This window comes from Blautia sp. MCC270 (assembly GCF_018785605.1).
GTDB classification, from domain to species: domain Bacteria; phylum Bacillota; class Clostridia; order Lachnospirales; family Lachnospiraceae; genus Blautia_A; species Blautia_A fusiformis.
The window spans coordinates 37,640-53,070 of record NZ_WQQD01000038.1; the positions used below are offsets into that span (position 1 = coordinate 37,640).

The 15,431-nt window shown below is 47.2% G+C and carries 16 protein-coding genes; 14 read left to right on the forward strand and 2 right to left on the reverse strand.

The window, feature by feature from the left end; genetic code table 11:
* Positions 1–43 precede the first annotated feature (43 nt).
* The 14 genes from GPK58_RS10395 (at position 44) to GPK58_RS10460 (ending at position 13,682) form a co-directional block, all read left to right on the forward strand.
* Entirely contained in the window at positions 44–1,264 is a 1,221-nt protein-coding gene (locus GPK58_RS10395; RefSeq protein WP_044960854.1) for an L-cysteine desulfidase family protein, read from the forward strand.
* 44 nt (positions 1,265–1,308) lie between these two features.
* Positions 1,309–2,100, forward strand: a complete 792-nt coding sequence (locus GPK58_RS10400) for an NYN domain-containing protein (protein ID WP_215638621.1) — start codon at positions 1,309–1,311, stop codon at positions 2,098–2,100.
* Positions 2,097–3,059 (forward strand): tRNA dihydrouridine synthase, encoded by a 963-nt coding sequence (locus GPK58_RS10405; protein ID WP_147603002.1) that lies wholly within the window; start codon positions 2,097–2,099, stop codon positions 3,057–3,059. The genes GPK58_RS10400 and GPK58_RS10405 overlap by 4 nt, the downstream gene beginning before the upstream one ends.
* Entirely contained in the window at positions 3,056–3,601 is a 546-nt protein-coding gene (locus GPK58_RS10410; RefSeq protein ID WP_015524841.1) for a DUF2284 domain-containing protein, read from the forward strand. Before GPK58_RS10405 ends, GPK58_RS10410 begins: the two co-directional genes overlap by 4 nt.
* An 84-nt stretch (positions 3,602–3,685) precedes the next feature.
* Positions 3,686–3,949, forward strand: a complete 264-nt coding sequence (locus GPK58_RS10415; protein ID WP_021650540.1) for a YabP/YqfC family sporulation protein — start codon at positions 3,686–3,688, stop codon at positions 3,947–3,949.
* Positions 3,949–5,154, forward strand: a complete 1,206-nt coding sequence (locus GPK58_RS10420) for a sporulation protein YqfD (RefSeq protein ID WP_215638622.1) — start codon at positions 3,949–3,951, stop codon at positions 5,152–5,154. Before GPK58_RS10415 ends, GPK58_RS10420 begins: the two co-directional genes overlap by 1 nt.
* Positions 5,147–6,172: a PhoH family protein gene (locus tag GPK58_RS10425; RefSeq protein ID WP_021650538.1), complete on the forward strand. Its 1,026-nt coding sequence runs from the start codon at positions 5,147–5,149 to the stop codon at positions 6,170–6,172. Before GPK58_RS10420 ends, GPK58_RS10425 begins: the two co-directional genes overlap by 8 nt.
* Positions 6,169–6,663, forward strand: a complete 495-nt coding sequence (ybeY, locus tag GPK58_RS10430) for an rRNA maturation RNase YbeY (protein ID WP_215638623.1) — start codon at positions 6,169–6,171, stop codon at positions 6,661–6,663. The genes GPK58_RS10425 and ybeY overlap by 4 nt, the downstream gene beginning before the upstream one ends.
* 63 nt (positions 6,664–6,726) lie before the next feature.
* Complete coding sequence (locus GPK58_RS10435) at positions 6,727–7,776, forward strand: DUF3048 domain-containing protein (RefSeq protein WP_022426777.1); 1,050 nt, start codon at positions 6,727–6,729, stop codon at positions 7,774–7,776.
* 34 nt (positions 7,777–7,810) lie between these two features.
* A complete protein-coding gene (proB, locus tag GPK58_RS10440; protein WP_044960851.1) occupies positions 7,811–8,674 on the forward strand; it encodes a glutamate 5-kinase in 864 nt (287 codons plus the stop codon).
* A 16-nt stretch (positions 8,675–8,690) separates the two neighbouring features.
* The gene (locus GPK58_RS10445; protein ID WP_195635303.1) at positions 8,691–8,912 is read left to right on the forward strand and encodes a DUF896 domain-containing protein; all 222 of its coding nucleotides are present in this window, start codon (positions 8,691–8,693) and stop codon (positions 8,910–8,912) included.
* Positions 8,890–9,450 carry a 5-formyltetrahydrofolate cyclo-ligase gene (locus tag GPK58_RS10450; protein ID WP_215638624.1) on the forward strand — a complete coding sequence of 187 codons (561 nt, stop codon included), beginning with the start codon at positions 8,890–8,892 and terminating at the stop codon, positions 9,448–9,450. The genes GPK58_RS10445 and GPK58_RS10450 overlap by 23 nt, the downstream gene beginning before the upstream one ends.
* A gap of 43 nt (positions 9,451–9,493) precedes the next feature.
* Complete coding sequence (locus GPK58_RS10455; RefSeq protein WP_092072715.1) at positions 9,494–10,744, forward strand: glutamate-5-semialdehyde dehydrogenase; 1,251 nt, start codon at positions 9,494–9,496, stop codon at positions 10,742–10,744.
* Between the two features lie 112 nt (positions 10,745–10,856).
* Positions 10,857–13,682, forward strand: a complete 2,826-nt coding sequence (locus GPK58_RS10460) for a hypothetical protein (protein ID WP_215638625.1) — start codon at positions 10,857–10,859, stop codon at positions 13,680–13,682.
* 91 nt (positions 13,683–13,773) lie between these two features.
* Here GPK58_RS10460 and GPK58_RS10465 read toward each other — a convergent pair whose 3' ends face one another.
* Together GPK58_RS10465 and GPK58_RS10470 are read right to left on the reverse strand one after the other, a co-directional pair.
* On the reverse strand, positions 13,774–14,505 hold the full coding sequence (locus GPK58_RS10465; protein WP_021650531.1) for an ABC transporter permease: 732 nt from the start codon (positions 14,503–14,505) through the stop codon (positions 13,774–13,776).
* A 54-nt stretch (positions 14,506–14,559) separates the two neighbouring features.
* A complete protein-coding gene (locus tag GPK58_RS10470; protein ID WP_021650530.1) occupies positions 14,560–15,402 on the reverse strand; it encodes an ABC transporter ATP-binding protein in 843 nt (280 codons plus the stop codon).
* Between the last annotated feature and the right edge of the window lie 29 nt (positions 15,403–15,431).

Genomic DNA, 15,431 nt, shown 5'->3' on the forward strand with positions numbered 1-15,431 from the left:
CAAAAATATATATAAAAACTATCTGGCGATCCTCCGTGAGGAGATGATCCCGGCTATGGGATGTACAGAACCGATCGCTCTGGCCTATGGTGCGGCAAGAGCAAGAGAGATCCTTGGGAAAGAGCCGGAGCGTATCGTAGCAAAATGTTCCGGAAATATCATCAAAAATGTGCGTTGTGTGATCATTCCCAATTCAGGAGGCTTAAAGGGGATTCCTGCAGGTGTGATCCTTGGGGCGGTGGCAGGAGATGCCTCACTGAATATGGAAGTTCTTTCCAAAGTCGATGAAAAGGGCAGGGCACGCTGCCGGGAACTTCTGGAGGCAGATATCTGTAAGGTGGAGCTTCTGGACACGCCGGTAGTCCTTCACATTATCATCGAAATGTATGCCGGTGAAGATGCCGTCAGCCTGGAGATCAAATACGACCATATCAACGTGACCAGGATCAGCAAAAACGGAGAGATCCTCCTTGATGCAGATAAAGCAGTGGAAGAAAAGGAAGAGACGGACCGCGGCCTGTTAAATCTGGAGGATATTCGGGAATTTGCAGATACCGTAGAGCTTTCCGATGTAAAGGAGCTTCTGGATGCGCAGATCAGAAGCAACATGGCCATTGCTCATGAGGGAATGACCGGAAAATACGGCCTGGGTATCGGGCGCGTGATCCGTGAAAATTATTCACATGATATGCTCACCAGAATGAGAAGTCTTACTGCAGCGGCTTCTGAGGCACGTATGGGTGGCTGTGATATGCCGGTTGTCATCAATTCCGGAAGCGGAAATCAGGGAATTGCATGCTCTGTTCCGCTGATCGTTTATGCAAGAGAGATGGAGCTGCCGGATTACAGCCTCTACAGGGCTCTGGTGTTTTCCAATCTCCTCACAGTTTATCAGAAGCAATATATAGGGAAGCTGTCTGCCTTCTGCGGTGCGGTATCGGCCTCCTGTGCAGCCGGAGCTGCCATTACCTATATGGTAGGCGGAGATATTTCCCTGATCAAAAAAACGATCGAGAATACCCTCGCCAATATTCCGGGAATCATCTGTGATGGGGCCAAGATCTCCTGTGCTGCCAAGATCGCAGCCTGTCTTGACGCAGCCTTTCTGGCGCATCATCTTGCCATGAACGGGCAGTCTTATGCACCTTATACAGGAATTCTCCAGGAAGAAACCGCAGAGACCATCAGCTGTGTGGGACAGATCGGAAAAGACGGTATGAAGGAAACAGACAGAGAGATCCTCAAGATCATGCTGGAGCATTGATCCGCATCGGAGACGGCACAGATTAAACAGAAAAGGTTGGATTTATGGACAACGAATTAAGAATTGCAATACTGATCGATGCAGATAATGTATCAGACAAATACATCAAGATCATCGTGGATGAAGTGGCAAACATCGGCATAGCCACCTACAAACGGATCTATGGAGACTGGACCAGTGCACGGCTTTCCTCCTGGAAAAAGGTTCTTCTGGAGGATTCCATCATTCCTATCCAGCAGTACAGCTATACCACCGGAAAAAACGCCACCGATTCGGCGATGATCATTGATGCCATGGATATTCTGTATTCCGGAAATGTGGATGGATATTGTATTGTTTCTTCGGACAGTGATTTCACCCGTCTGGCAGCAAGGCTCCGGGAATCCGGAATGCTGGTCCTGGGTATGGGAGAGGAGAAGACGCCGAAGCCGTTTATTTCCGCATGCAACCAGTTTAAATATCTGGATCTTCTCTACCGCAACCAACAGGAGGAAGAGAAGAAGGAAGATCTGGCTACTGCAGCAGAAGCTAAAAAATCCGGAAACAATAGTAAACAGAGCAGCTCCGGCTCCAGGAAGAACAAAGATCTCAAGCGGGTGCGCAAGGCCATTAATGCCATCATCGAGAAATTTTCTGACGAAGAGGGATGGCTTTCCTCCGGACAGCTGGGCGACCAGCTTGGGAAACGACTTCCGGATTTTGATGTGCGTAATTACGGATATTCCAAGCTGACCCCCTTTATCAAATCTCTGGGAAATTATGAGACAGGCAGGATCCCCACAGGAAGCGGAGGGAGAAAGCAGATCTATTTCCGGATGAAGGAGGATAAACAATGAAGAATTATCTGGCACCTATGGAGGGCGTAACCAACTGGGTTTACCGGAATGCATATCATGACTGTTTTTATCCCATGGATAAATACTTTACACCCTTCATCACTGCCAAGCCCAATAAACGTCTCAGCAGCAAGGAGATCAAAGAGGTATCACCGGAAACCAACGGAGATCTTCCGGTGATCCCCCAGATCCTGACCAACAATGCGGAGGATTTTGTGAAAACAGCCCATATCTTCCGGGATGAATACGGACACAGGGAAGTAAATCTCAATCTGGGATGCCCCTCGGGAACTGTCACAGCCAAGGGAAAGGGTGCCGGTTTCCTGGGCGAGCCGGATAAGCTGGAACGTTTTCTGGATGAGATCTTCGAAAAAACCGGGATGGAGATCTCCATAAAAACGAGAGTGGGAACGGATTATGAGGAAGACTGGGAACGGCTTCTTGAGATCTACGGCAGATATCCGCTGAAGGAGCTGATCATCCATCCACGCCTTCTGAAGGATCATTATAAGGGGATTCCCAGATATGAACTGTATGAGGAGGCAAGGGAAAAGCTGAAGGTTCCCCTGGGATATAACGGGGATATTTTTTCAGTGGAGGCTTATCAGGAAATCCGGGAGAAATTTCCGGATGCAGACAGCGTCATGTACGGAAGAGGCCTGATCGCAAGGCCCTATCTTCTGGATGCCATTATGCAAAAAGAAGACGGAGAGGATCACCGGGAAGAATACCGGAAAAAGCTGCGGCAGTTCCATGACCGTCTTTACCGGGATTATCAGGAATATCTTTCAGGAGAACGAAATGTACTTTTCCGCATGAAGGAATTGTGGAGTTATATGGCACCGGGCTTTACCAATTATGCCAGATATCTGAAAAAGATCAAAAAATCCCAGCATTTTGGTGACTATGAGGCAGCAGTTATGAGCCTTTTTGGAGAACAGGAGATCTTAAAGGTATGAACAGTATAAAAGAAAAATTTGATGAGTTTATTTCCCAGTATCCCATTTTTGAGTATCGTGTGCTGGATACCGGGGATATTAAAGTACAGTCACGTGTGCGTACGATCTGTAAACAGGAATGTGAACGTTATGGGAGCACATGGGCCTGTCCTCCGGCAGTGGGAGAGCTGTCAGAATGCGAAAAGAAGATCCGGAGCTATCCGAAAGCAGTTTTCTTTTCCAGCGTTGCGGAGGTATCGGATATCATGAACATGAAGGAGATGCTTTCCACAAGAATGGAACACGAAGCGCTTACAGAGAAGGTACGTGATTTTCTGGAGGGAGAGGGCTATGAGACCTTTACGCTTTCCACGGAATCCTGTGACTTCTGTGAACGCTGTGCCTATCTGGACGGAAAACCATGCCGTTTTCCGGAGCATATGCATCCATGTCTGGAAAGCTATGGCGTGGTAGTCAGTGAGATCGTAGAAAAGGAAGCTATGGAATACAATCTGGGTGGAAATACCATCCTCTGGTTTTCCATGGTGCTGATCCGCAGATAAAAGACAAAAAGCAGATACAGCGAAAGATACATAAGAAGAAATCCTCCGGCATAAATTAATGATAAAAGCCGGAGGATTTTTTTAATGAGAAAAATGTCAGCTTTTCTGGAGCTTCCCGGGGAACCGGCATTTCGGGAGGTGCAGGTGATACTTACGGGAAAACGCCGGGCAGTGATCGAAAATTACCGGAATATCCAGAGCTATACAAGGGAGGAGATCCTGATACTGACACCTTCCGGCAGACTTGTGATCCGTGGGAAAAACCTTGTGATTCCCTGCTACACAACCCTTGAACTATGTATCCGCGGGCAGATCGAAAGCATTACGCTGGAGGAGGGAAATAAGTAATGATCCCAGGTTTTGTGCGGGTTTCTGTTAAGGGGCAGCAGTGCCAGCGGTTTGTGAATCTGTGCAGAGGCAGGGAAATGGATCTGAAAAGGATCATCCGCACCGGTGCGACGGAACTTCAGCTGACCATGAAGGTAGCGGATTTTCTGCAGATCTCGCCACTGCGGAGAAAAACAGGGGTACATATCCACATCCTGAAAAAAAGAGGACCTTTGTTTTTTCTGCTTTTCTGTAAAAGAAGAAAAATGATCCCCGTGGGGTTTCTGGCAGTTTGCTGCCTCCTTTTTTTTCTGTCAGGCAGAGTGTGGAACGTTGAAATTCGGGGAAATATTTTAAATCCCACACCCCAGCTGATGAGCTTTCTGAAAGAGCAGGGGGTCTGTTTCGGAGTATCCAGAAAAAAGATCAGTTGCAGTGCACTTGCAGCTTCCCTGCGAAGAGAATTTCCGGAGATCACCTGGGTGTCTGCCGGATTTTCGGGAACGGGCCTGCGTTTTGAAATCCGGGAGGGAACTGCCGGAGAAAAAGCAGAGCCGGAAGAAAGCTCATGCAGTCTGTTTTCAACCCTGGACGGTGTGATCGATTCCATGGTCACACGGCAGGGAACTCCTCTTGTCAGGGCCGGGGATGAAATAAAAAAAGGCCAGGAACTGGTTTCCGGGATCGTGGACATCACCGATGACAGTCAGGAGGTTATCCGCTATGCATATGTTCAGGCAGATGCGGATATTTACATCCGACATACCATTGCCTATTACGATACCTTTCCGTTGGACATAGAGAAAAAGGTATGGTCCGGTAAAAAGAAAACAAGGCTTTTTTTTCAGCTGGGAAACTGGTTTCTGGACTTTTCCTCTCCTCTGAAACAAAATGAGGAACGCCTCGTCAGCCGGGAACCTCTTTTCAGTATCGGGATTTTTCGTTCTCCTGTTATCCTGGGGATTGCTGCGATCAGGAAGTACGAAGTACAGAAAGAGCAGCTGACAGAGGATGCCGCAAAAAAACAGGCTATACAAAGGCTTTATGCCTATGAAGAAAAATTAATAGAAAAAGGGGTTCAAATATCTGAAAATAATGTTAAAATAGAAATAAATCACCAGGACTGCGTCAGCAGAGGCACTCTTACCGTCATTGAACGGACCGGAAGAGAAGCCCCCACAGAAAAAAAGACGCAGCCAAAAGAAAGGACACCAGAGGATGGCTAGCAGCATTATCGAATTATATGTGGATGTGCCGGCAGACCGCCAGGCGAATATTTTCGGACAGTTTGACGAGCATCTGAAGCTGATCGAACGTACTCTGAACGTAACCATGATCTTCCGTGACGGTTCTCTTAAGATCCTGGGAAGCCAGGAGGGAGCCACACAGGCCAGGGCGATCGTGGAGGAACTGAACACACTTGCGGGCAGAGGCAATACCATCACACAGCAGAATGTGAATTACGCACTTTCCCTTGCCATGGAGAAGATCGGCTCCGTGATGGAGGAGATCGACAAGGATTTTATCTGTAATACCATACAGGGCAGACCCATCAAGCCCAAGACTCTCGGACAGAAGGACTATGTGGAACAGATCCGTAAGAAGATGATCGTGTTCGGCGTGGGACCTGCCGGAACCGGCAAAACCTATCTTGCCATGGCTATGGCAGTAACTGCTTTTCGCAATGAGGAGGTTTCCAGGATCATTCTTACCAGACCGGCCATTGAGGCAGGCGAGAAGCTGGGATTCCTTCCTGGCGATCTCCAGAGCAAGGTCGATCCCTATCTGCGTCCTCTTTATGACGCATTGTATCAGATCATGGGCGCAGACAGCTTTGCCAAAAACATGGAGAAGGGGCTCATCGAGGTTGCCCCTCTTGCCTATATGAGGGGACGTACACTGGATAATGCCTTCATCATCCTGGATGAGGCACAGAATACCACACCTGCCCAGATGAAGATGTTCCTGACCAGGATCGGCTTCGGTTCCAAGGTGATCATCACAGGAGATGCATCCCAGAAGGACCTTCCCAGGGATGCCACATCTGGTCTGGATGTGGCGATGAAGGTGCTGAAGAAGATCGATGACATCGGATTCTGTCAGCTGACCAGCAAGGATGTTGTACGTCATCCACTTGTACAGCAGATCGTACAGGCCTATGACGATTATGAAAAAAAACAGAAGCCTGTCAAATCCAGGAAGGATGACAGGTATGCTGTAAAAAATAAGGAGTACAGAAGATGACCATAAATATCGAATATGAGACAGATCAGGATCTGGGCATTGACTATGCTGCCCTTGCATCCCAGGTTGCGGACAAGGTTCTTGAAATGGAAAAATGTCCCTATGACGGACAGGTCAATCTTGTCCTGACAGACAACGAGGAGATCAAGAGGGTAAATACGGAATTCCGGAATATCCAGGCTCCTACGGATGTGCTGTCATTTCCTATGATCCCCTTTGAGACACCGGCGGATTATTCCGTTGTGGAAGAAGATGAGTCCTATTTTGATCTGGACAGTGATGAACTCCTTCTTGGAGATATCATGATCTCTGTACCTAAGGTTTTTGCCCAGGCAGAGGAATACGGACATAGTGTGACAAGGGAATTCTGTTTCCTGGTGGCACACAGTATGCTGCATCTTCTGGGCTATGATCATATGACAGAGGATGAGGCAAAGGTCATGGAAGCCAAGCAGGCAGCGGCACTGAAGGAGCTGGGGATCAACCGCTAGACGGGCTGTCCCACGGAAAAGCTAAGCGGAAAACTCTTCCGCTTTAAGAAAAGGAGGTAATATATGAGAATGAAAAAGACAGGTATCCTGGCAGGTATCACAGCTGCATGCATCTGCATTGCCCAGACTGTTCCCGCTTTTGGAGCAGGGCAAGATCTGGTAGGCTTTGTCCCCAATGAGGAAAAGCAGGAAGAAACCCAGGTAAAGAGCTATCTTACCGGCGAAAATGTTCCGGAGAGCATTGGACGGAGAAGACCGGTTGCCGTGATGATGGGTAACAACAGTGTCGGAGCTCCGCAGAGTGGGATCGGACATGCCGGTGTTGTCTACGAAGCGCCGGTGGAAGGTAATATTACCCGTCTTATGGGCATTCTCGAAGATTACGATGAGCTGGAACGGATCGGTTCCGTTCGCAGCTGCCGTGACTATTATCTCTTTTATGCCAACGAATTTAATGCGATCTATGCCCACTACGGACAGGCTGCCTATGCACTGCCTTATCTGGAGCAGCATGTGATCGATAACCTTAACGGGATCCAGATCGGCAAGCTGGCTTTTTTCCGCACAACAGACAGGAAGGCACCTCACAATGCCTATACAGATGCCAGCCACCTTCAGGCAGGCATAGATGCTATGGGATACAGCCAGGAATATAAAGAAGAATATACCGGACATTATCTTTTTGCAGAAGATGGTACAGAGACTGTACCGGATGGGATCACAGCCAGCCTTGTGAAGCTGGATAATTTTACTGACAATCATCCTTGGTATGAATACGATGAGGAGACAAAGGAATATAAGAGATTCCAGTTTGGCAAGGAACATGTGGATCAGCTGGATAATGAACCGCTTACCTGCGACAATATCATCCTTCAGTATTCATCCTGCCCGGCCTACGATGGAAACGGCTATCTGAATATTGATGCCATTTCCGGCGGAGAGGGCAAGTTTATTACCAGAGGCAGAGCCATTGATATCCGCTGGGAGAAGGATTCTCCATGGGGGATCACGCATTATTACGATGGAAATGAACAGGAGATCCGCCTGAATCCGGGTACTACCTGGGTGGAGATCGTACAGAATGACCGGATTGATTCCGTTACTTATCAGTAAGACTAATATACAGGTATCAGGAGAAACAAAAAACATGAACGCAAATTACAGGGAACGACTGAAAGACAAGAAACGCATTGTTATCAAGATCGGATCATCATCACTGATCCACGCAGAAACAGGAAGACTGGATTTCCGTAAGCTGGAGATCCTGGCCAGAGAGCTCAGTGACCTTCACAATCAGGGGAAAGACGTAGTGTTGGTATCCTCCGGAGCCATTGCGGTAGGTGCAGCTGCACTGGGTATGAAGGGAAAGCCGGCAGAGCTTGAGAAAAAGCAGGCCTGTGCAGCTGTGGGACAGGCCAGGCTGATGACCATTTATCAGAAGCTTTTCGGGGAATACAATCAGATGGTGGCACAGATCCTGATGACCAAGAATACCATGGTCAACAATACCAACCGCAGGAATGCCCAGAATACCTTCCAGCAGCTTCTGGCAGAAAAGGTGATCCCCATTGTAAATGAGAACGACTCGGTATCCTCCTACGAATTCCAGAACCTGGTAAAATTCGGAGACAATGATACCCTTTCCTCTGTGGTTGCTGCACTGATCGATGCGGATCTTCTGATCCTCATGTCCGATATTGACGGTCTTTTTACAGACGATCCCAATTCCAATCCGGATGCACAGTTTATCGACATTGTAGAAAATATGGATGACAATATGCGTAAGCTTGGCAAATCCTCTACAGGAAGCAATGTCGGTACCGGGGGAATGGCAACCAAGCTTACCGCTGCGATCATCGCAACTGCGGCAGGGGCGGACATGGTCATTGCCAACGGAAACGACTTCCACAACATCCACAGGATCGTGGAAGGCAGGAGCTGCGGAACATTATTTGTAGGAAACAAGAAGGAAGAATTCTTCCTCATTGATTATATCGAAAAACTGCTTTAAGGAGAGGATCATTATGATGGACAATATCAAGATCGACAGGATCAACGCACTGGCACATAAACAGAAAAGTGTAGGTCTTACCGAGGAAGAAAAGGTGGAACAGGCGAAGCTTCGGAGAGAATATCTGGATGCAGTGAAGGGGAACCTCCGTGCGCATCTGAATAATATCGATATCAAAGAAAAGGATGGCAGCGTTACCAATCTTGGAGAAAAATATGGAAGAAAAAAAGGAAATTAGAAAAAAGATCTTCAAAGCCAGAAAAGAACATACCGATGCCTGGATCCGGGAAAACAGTCTCCGGATCACAGAGGCCCTGACACAGCTTCCGGAATACCGGAATGCAGAACGGATCATGGCATACGCAGATTATAACCATGAAGTGATCACACGCTATATCATCGAGCAGGCCTGGAAAGACGGCAAGGAAGTGGCAGTGCCAAAGGTTTTCGGAAAGGATATGGTATTTTACAGACTGACCGATTTCAGTCAGCTAGAATCCGGCTACTTCGGGATCCCTGAGCCAAAGGAAGACGGAGAAACGGTTTCCTGGGAAAAAGCCATGATGGTCATGCCCGGGGTGGCTTTTGACGTGAATTGCAACCGGGTAGGCTATGGCGGCGGTTTTTATGACCGCTTTCTGGAAAAACATCCGGAGGTCTGCCGCGTTGCAGTAGGATTTTCCTTCCAGATTCTTCCGGAAGTTCCCACAGAGCCTACGGATATCCGTCCGCAGGTCATTGTGACGGAAGAGAATATATACCGCGATACACAATAAGATATTGCTGTAAAGACAGAAAGAAAGGCAGGAATATTTGGAAATGAATGAAATGCTTGAAAAATTGGGACAGAATGCGAAAGATGCGGAGACAGTCCTTCGAAATCTTTCCACAAATGACAAAAATAAAACCCTAGAAGCTGTGGCAAAGGCTCTTGTCGCTCATACCGATGAGATCCTGAAGGCCAATGCCCTGGATGTGGAAAACGGCAAAAAGAATCAGATGCCGGAAGGACTGATCGACCGTCTGATGCTGACACCGGAGAGGATCGAAGGAATGGCAGACGGACTTCGTCAGCTTACCGGTCTTGAAGATCCCATCGGGGAAGTTACCGGTATGAAAAAACGTCCCAACGGACTTCTGATCGGACAGAAACGTGTTCCATTAGGTGTGATCGGCATCATTTACGAAGCGCGTCCCAATGTTACCTCAGATGCATTCGGTCTTTGTTTCAAAACCGGAAATGTCGTGATCCTGAAGGGGGGAAGCGACGCAATTCATTCCAATACTGCCATTGTCAACTGTATCCGTGAGGCATTGAAGGCCTGCGGCATTATCGAGGATGCTATCCAGCTGATCCAGGATACCTCCAGAGAAACGGCTGCGGAATTTATGAAGCTGAACCGGTATGTGGATGTACTGATCCCACGTGGCGGAAGAGGACTGATCAAAGCAGTGGTAAACCAGAGTACGATCCCTGTCATCGAGACCGGAACCGGAAACTGCCATATCTATGTGGACGAAACTGCAGATCTTCAGATGGCAGCGGATATTGTGATCAATGCAAAGACCCAGCGTGTGGGCGTATGCAATGCATGCGAGTCCCTTCTTGTAAACCGTAAGGTGAAGGACGATTTCCTGCCGGTGCTGGCCGGACGCCTTAAGGAGAAGCATGTGGAGGTCCGTGCAGATGAAGCGGCAAAGGCTCTGATGCCGGGAGCAGTTCCTGCAACAGAAGAAGACTGGGGAACCGAATATCTTGACTATATTCTTTCTGTAAAGGTAGTGGATTCCGTGGAGGAAGCCATTGCACATATCAATAAATATAATACAAAGCATTCGGAGGCCATCATTACCAATGATTATACCCATGCCCAGAAATTCCTGGATGAGGTAGATGCAGCGGCAGTTTATGTGAACGCTTCTACCAGATTCACCGATGGAAACGAATTTGGATTCGGTGCGGAGATCGGGATCAGCACCCAGAAGCTCCATGCCAGAGGCCCAATGGGACTCCTTGCACTGACCACCACCAAGTATATCATTTATGGTAATGGACAGGTACGTCCGTAAAACAGATAAAGTAAAGCGGATTCTTTGGTCCGCTTTACTTTTTTGAAGCGTTGTGCTATACTTTTTTGTAATTGGATTTAAACAGACTAACTCATAACAGGAGGACTTATAAATGAAAAAAAAGCAGCTTTTTGCAGTCCTGCTTGCAGGTTCCATGACTGTTGGAATGGCACCTGCCACAGCGTTTGCCGCTGAAGATACCGGAGCGGTAACAGAGGCAGAAGCACCGACTGCAGACGAGAATACAGAAACACCAGATGACGGAGCGGCTGTGGATGACCAGTCACAGAGTGAAGCCGACGCCCAGGCAGAGGCAGAAGCCCAGGCAGCGGCTCAGGCAGAGGCAGAAGCCCAGGCCCAGGCGGAGGCCGAAGCACAGGCAGCAGCCCAGGCCCAGGCGGAAGCAGAGGCCCAGGTAGCAGCCCAGGCACAGGCGGAAGAGGCGCAGCAGGAGCAGACGGAAACAACTGCAGAAGCAGCAAATGCCGTTGTAAAGACAGCAGAAGATCTTAAGAATGCGATTAAAGGGGCTCCGGATTTTACAGGTTCTATTGATGATACGGAAGAGAATCTTTATGCTTCGTCTTATAAGATCCTGATCAGTGAATCCTTTGCTCTTACAGAGCCGATTACGGTTCCTGAGAATAAGAATATTGCAATTTTCAGTGTGCAGGGAAGTGAAACCACAGTCAGTCGTGGAGCAGTAACCGGTGATATGTTTAAAGTAAGCCCTGGTAGTATTTTGTCCATGACCAAGAATGACGGAGATGGCACCACAACAATTGGTAAACTTCTTATCGATGGAGCTAAAGCTGATGGAACACAGGCAGAGGGTTCTATTATTTCTGTAGATGCAAATGCAAAATTTGTAATGACTACAGGTGTTACTCTTGCTAATAATTCATCCACATCTGCAGGTGCGGCAATAAAGAACAGTGGTAAACTTATCATTACCGGTGGAGAGATCAAAGACAACGTATCTGCAGGTGGAGCTGTTTACAGCACAGGTACAGTTTCACTTAAAAAAGGTGAGGGTGCGTCTGATGACGAACCAAAGATCATCGAGAACTATACAAGCGCAGAAAAGAGCGTAAAATCCAATATCGTATTAGGACGGCAGGATCAGAGTGCTGGAAGTATCATCATTGCTGGTGCATTTGAGAACCAGAATGTTGGATATTCCGTAGAGAATCCGGCAGTTGACTATACAGTTTTCCAGAAACCTGAATCTTTAGATGCAACTGCATTTGAAAAAGCAGTTAATGCAATGAGCTATGAGGGCGACCAGAGTTATGCAGTAGATACCACCTCAGGCAAGCTTGTTTCCAAGATACCGGTTGTTAGGGTTACAGATCAGAAGAGCGAGAAAGAGAATACAGTTTCTGTAAAAATCGAATCTGATAAGGCCGGTACATATTTTTATGAATATGTTAAGAAAGATGCAGATGCTCCTAAATTTGATAAATCCGCTGTTAAACGTGGTGTTGAAATTGAAGCAAATCAGGAAACTTCTTTTGATATTTCAGGCATTACAGATAAGTCCATTGATCTCTATGTCTGGGTAGAGACAAAAGACGGATTTGTAGGTGCAGCTGAGAAACAGACTTTTAATGTAAAACAGGCAGAAGATCCGAAACCGGTAGCAGCTGCACCAACGATTACAAAAGCTTCCTTCAAAAAATGGAACAGCATTTCAGAGGCAGTTGTAACGATCACTTCTGACAAAGAAGGTCAGTACTATTATAAACTGGTGAAACACGGAACAAAGGTTTCCAAATCTGATATTGATACAAGCAAAGCGGGCAAAAAGATTGCTGCTAAAACAGAAACACAGATCAAGCTTTCCAAACTTAATGCAAAGACAAGCTACGATGTATATGTAGTTGTAAAAAACAGTGCAGGAGTCAGCAATATGAAACAGATTGCACTGGATCAGTCCAAGCGTCCGACCCCGACCCCAACTCCGTCAAACCAGACTAAAGCCTCTCTTCGTTGGACTGGCTTCAGCTGGCGCGATCATTTTTCTGCAACCGTTACCTGTGTCATTGGTGCAGATGGTATCTGTAATTATACCTGGAAGGTCAAGGGATCCAGCGAAAACGGTGGAAGTGGTAAAGTTAATATCAAAGCAGATAAAGCATTTAATATCGAATTAAATAACCTTCCGGACAAAGAGATAGAAGTATATATTACAGCAAAAGATTCCAAAGGAAAAGCTATGCTGCTGCAACCAACAATCAATGGTCATGTAAAAACAAAAGATACATTTAAGATTTCTTTACCGGAGAAAAGCCGTCCGAAAGTTGCAGATCCAACTCCGACTGACACACCGAATGCATACATCCCGGATGTAAAAGAGAGTATAGTACAGGGACTGGATGAGGCAATTCAGTTCTATCCGAATCAGTTCTATCCATTTACTGTAATCGGTGCAGGAACAACCAATCAGGATCCAAATGAGGGTGATGTGAAGTGGGTTCCGGTTTACTGGAGTACCGTTGCCAATCCAAATACAGACCCGAATAAAGGTAAGGTTCAGATTCGTACAGCATGGAAGATTGGTTCCACCACGGGAATCAACAAAGACGCTACATACAACCTGTATGTATTCTTTCAGAAATACATTTACACCGGTGGTCAGTGGCAGGTGACAGACGCCATTGAATCCGCAGTATATCAGTTCAAATCTGCAAAACTGACCGGAACTCCAGGAGCAGACGGTACATACGGTACCGGCGGCCAGACAGGTTCTGATCCGGATGCAACCATAACAGGAGAGGCATCTGCAACATCCTCCAACGGAGGCAACGGAACCAGATCTAAGAATGCAGTATCAACAGCCGATAACTCACCGATCGGAACTATGTCCGCACTGGCAGTGGCATCCCTTCTTGCAGGTGGATATGTGATCGTGAGAAGAAGAAAAAAGAACATCTAAACGCACAATAGCCAAAATAGCATAACAAATAAAAAAATCACCGGTTTTCCGAAAGAACAGGAAAGCCGGTGATTTTTTTGTAAAGATAAATTTACAGATTTTTTTTCTTATAGATAAACCAGGAAGCTGCAATGCTGAATGCAATTAGATAGACTGTCAGGATCAGGACACTGAGGTAATTGACTCCACCGCCGGAAGCAATGGTACGGATCAGATGACTGGTCTGTGACAGTGGAAGAGCAGCTACAAAATTCCCAAGAAAGCCCGGGATCTTCTCTGTAGAGAAGAAGGTGTTGCACAAAAAAGCCATTGGCATAATGATATAATTGGAAAAACGAGGTACATCCGCATGGTTTTTGGCAAGGAAAGAAACCACAACACCGATGGCTGAAAATACAGCACCGTTGAGGAACATCACCAGCAATGACCATCCGTTGAACACAAGACCGGTTCCGATCGGCATGGTCAGAAGAAGGATGATCCCTCCTGCATAAAGCCCGCGGAGACTGCCTCCGATGATCTGTCCGGCAATAAACTGCCACAGAGGTGTCGGAGATATCATAACCTGGTCAAAGGCTTTCTCGTAAAGACGCTGTACATTCAGATTCTGTGCGATAGCATTAAAGCTTCCGTTCATTGTAGTCAGTGAAACTACACCAGGGATCAGGAAATTCAGATAAGGCTCTCCGTGTGAGGAGGTCTGAATCCCCATTCCAAAAACAATCAGATACATCAGCGGCGCGATCATGGCCGCCAGCGTGATCTTATAGAAATCCCTTCGGAACTCCACCCATTTTTCCCATAAAATAGTAAGTATTCCCATGATAATTCATCGTCCATTCTATTAAATTATAAGATAACTGTGGCTGACGCCGGCTTATCGCTGCATCAGATGCCTGCCTGCGCGCTCCACAAAAACATCCTCCAGAGTTGTCTCGCGAAGGGTGCACTGTCCGTCCAGAGAGGACAGAAAAGAGATGGCTTCTTCCCGACTGTGGAAGTAGTGGCTTTTTGCCCCTTCCGGTGTTTCCTGATCTACGGTGTATTTGCCCAGTCCGTCGATCAGGCCCGATGGAGTATTGATCTCCTCTAGTTTTCCGTGATCCATAAGTGCTACCCGGTTGCAGAGAGACTGTGCCTCTTCCATATAGTGGGTTGTCAGAAGAATGGTCAGATTTTTTCCGTTCAGCTGACGGAGAAGATTCCACATTTGTCGTCTGGATAGCGCGTCCATGCCTGCAGTGGGCTCGTCCAGAAGAAGGATCTCCGGACTTGTGAGAAGTGCCCGGCATACCATAAGCTTTCGTTTCATACCACCGGAAAGCTTCCTTACAGTCCGCTTGCGGAAGGGAAGAAGTCCACAGAAATCCAGAAGCTCTTCAGTTTTCCGTTTGATCTCTTTTCGTGGCATGAAATAAAGACGGCCCTGATATTCCATGATCTCGTCCATGTTCATATCCTGGCGCATGGAATATTCCTGCGTGATCACGCTAATCTTGCGCTTCAGATCCGGTCGGTTGCGTCCAAGTGTCTGCCCGTCAATGAGGATTTCGCCCTCTGTGGGCAGGAGCAGAGTGGAAAGCAGACTGATCGTGGTGGTCTTTCCGGCACCGTTGGGTCCCAGCAGACCGAAAAATTCGCCGGTTTCTATGCGAAGATCCAGAGAATCCACAGCAGTAAAACTGTCAAATTTTTTTGTGAGATTTTTTGTTTCGATCATCTCTGTTCATTTCCTTTCGTTTGTATGCA

Coding starts and splice junctions, on each gene's coding strand:
- GPK58_RS10395 (WP_044960854.1), top strand. CDS start 44: ATGATCCCGGCTATGGGATGTACAGAACCGATCGCTCTGGCCTATGGT.
- GPK58_RS10400 (WP_215638621.1), top strand. CDS start 1,309: ATGGACAACGAATTAAGAATTGCAATACTGATCGATGCAGATAATGTA.
- GPK58_RS10405 (WP_147603002.1), top strand. CDS start 2,097: ATGAAGAATTATCTGGCACCTATGGAGGGCGTAACCAACTGGGTTTAC.
- GPK58_RS10410 (WP_015524841.1), top strand. CDS start 3,056: ATGAACAGTATAAAAGAAAAATTTGATGAGTTTATTTCCCAGTATCCC.
- GPK58_RS10415 (WP_021650540.1), top strand. CDS start 3,686: ATGAGAAAAATGTCAGCTTTTCTGGAGCTTCCCGGGGAACCGGCATTT.
- GPK58_RS10420 (WP_215638622.1), top strand. CDS start 3,949: ATGATCCCAGGTTTTGTGCGGGTTTCTGTTAAGGGGCAGCAGTGCCAG.
- GPK58_RS10425 (WP_021650538.1), top strand. CDS start 5,147: ATGGCTAGCAGCATTATCGAATTATATGTGGATGTGCCGGCAGACCGC.
- ybeY (WP_215638623.1), top strand. CDS start 6,169: ATGACCATAAATATCGAATATGAGACAGATCAGGATCTGGGCATTGAC.
- GPK58_RS10435 (WP_022426777.1), top strand. CDS start 6,727: ATGAGAATGAAAAAGACAGGTATCCTGGCAGGTATCACAGCTGCATGC.
- proB (WP_044960851.1), top strand. CDS start 7,811: ATGAACGCAAATTACAGGGAACGACTGAAAGACAAGAAACGCATTGTT.
- GPK58_RS10445 (WP_195635303.1), top strand. CDS start 8,691: ATGGACAATATCAAGATCGACAGGATCAACGCACTGGCACATAAACAG.
- GPK58_RS10450 (WP_215638624.1), top strand. CDS start 8,890: ATGGAAGAAAAAAAGGAAATTAGAAAAAAGATCTTCAAAGCCAGAAAA.
- GPK58_RS10455 (WP_092072715.1), top strand. CDS start 9,494: ATGAATGAAATGCTTGAAAAATTGGGACAGAATGCGAAAGATGCGGAG.
- GPK58_RS10460 (WP_215638625.1), top strand. CDS start 10,857: ATGAAAAAAAAGCAGCTTTTTGCAGTCCTGCTTGCAGGTTCCATGACT.
- GPK58_RS10465 (WP_021650531.1), bottom strand. CDS start 14,505: ATGGGAATACTTACTATTTTATGGGAAAAATGGGTGGAGTTCCGAAGG.
- GPK58_RS10470 (WP_021650530.1), bottom strand. CDS start 15,402: ATGATCGAAACAAAAAATCTCACAAAAAAATTTGACAGTTTTACTGCT.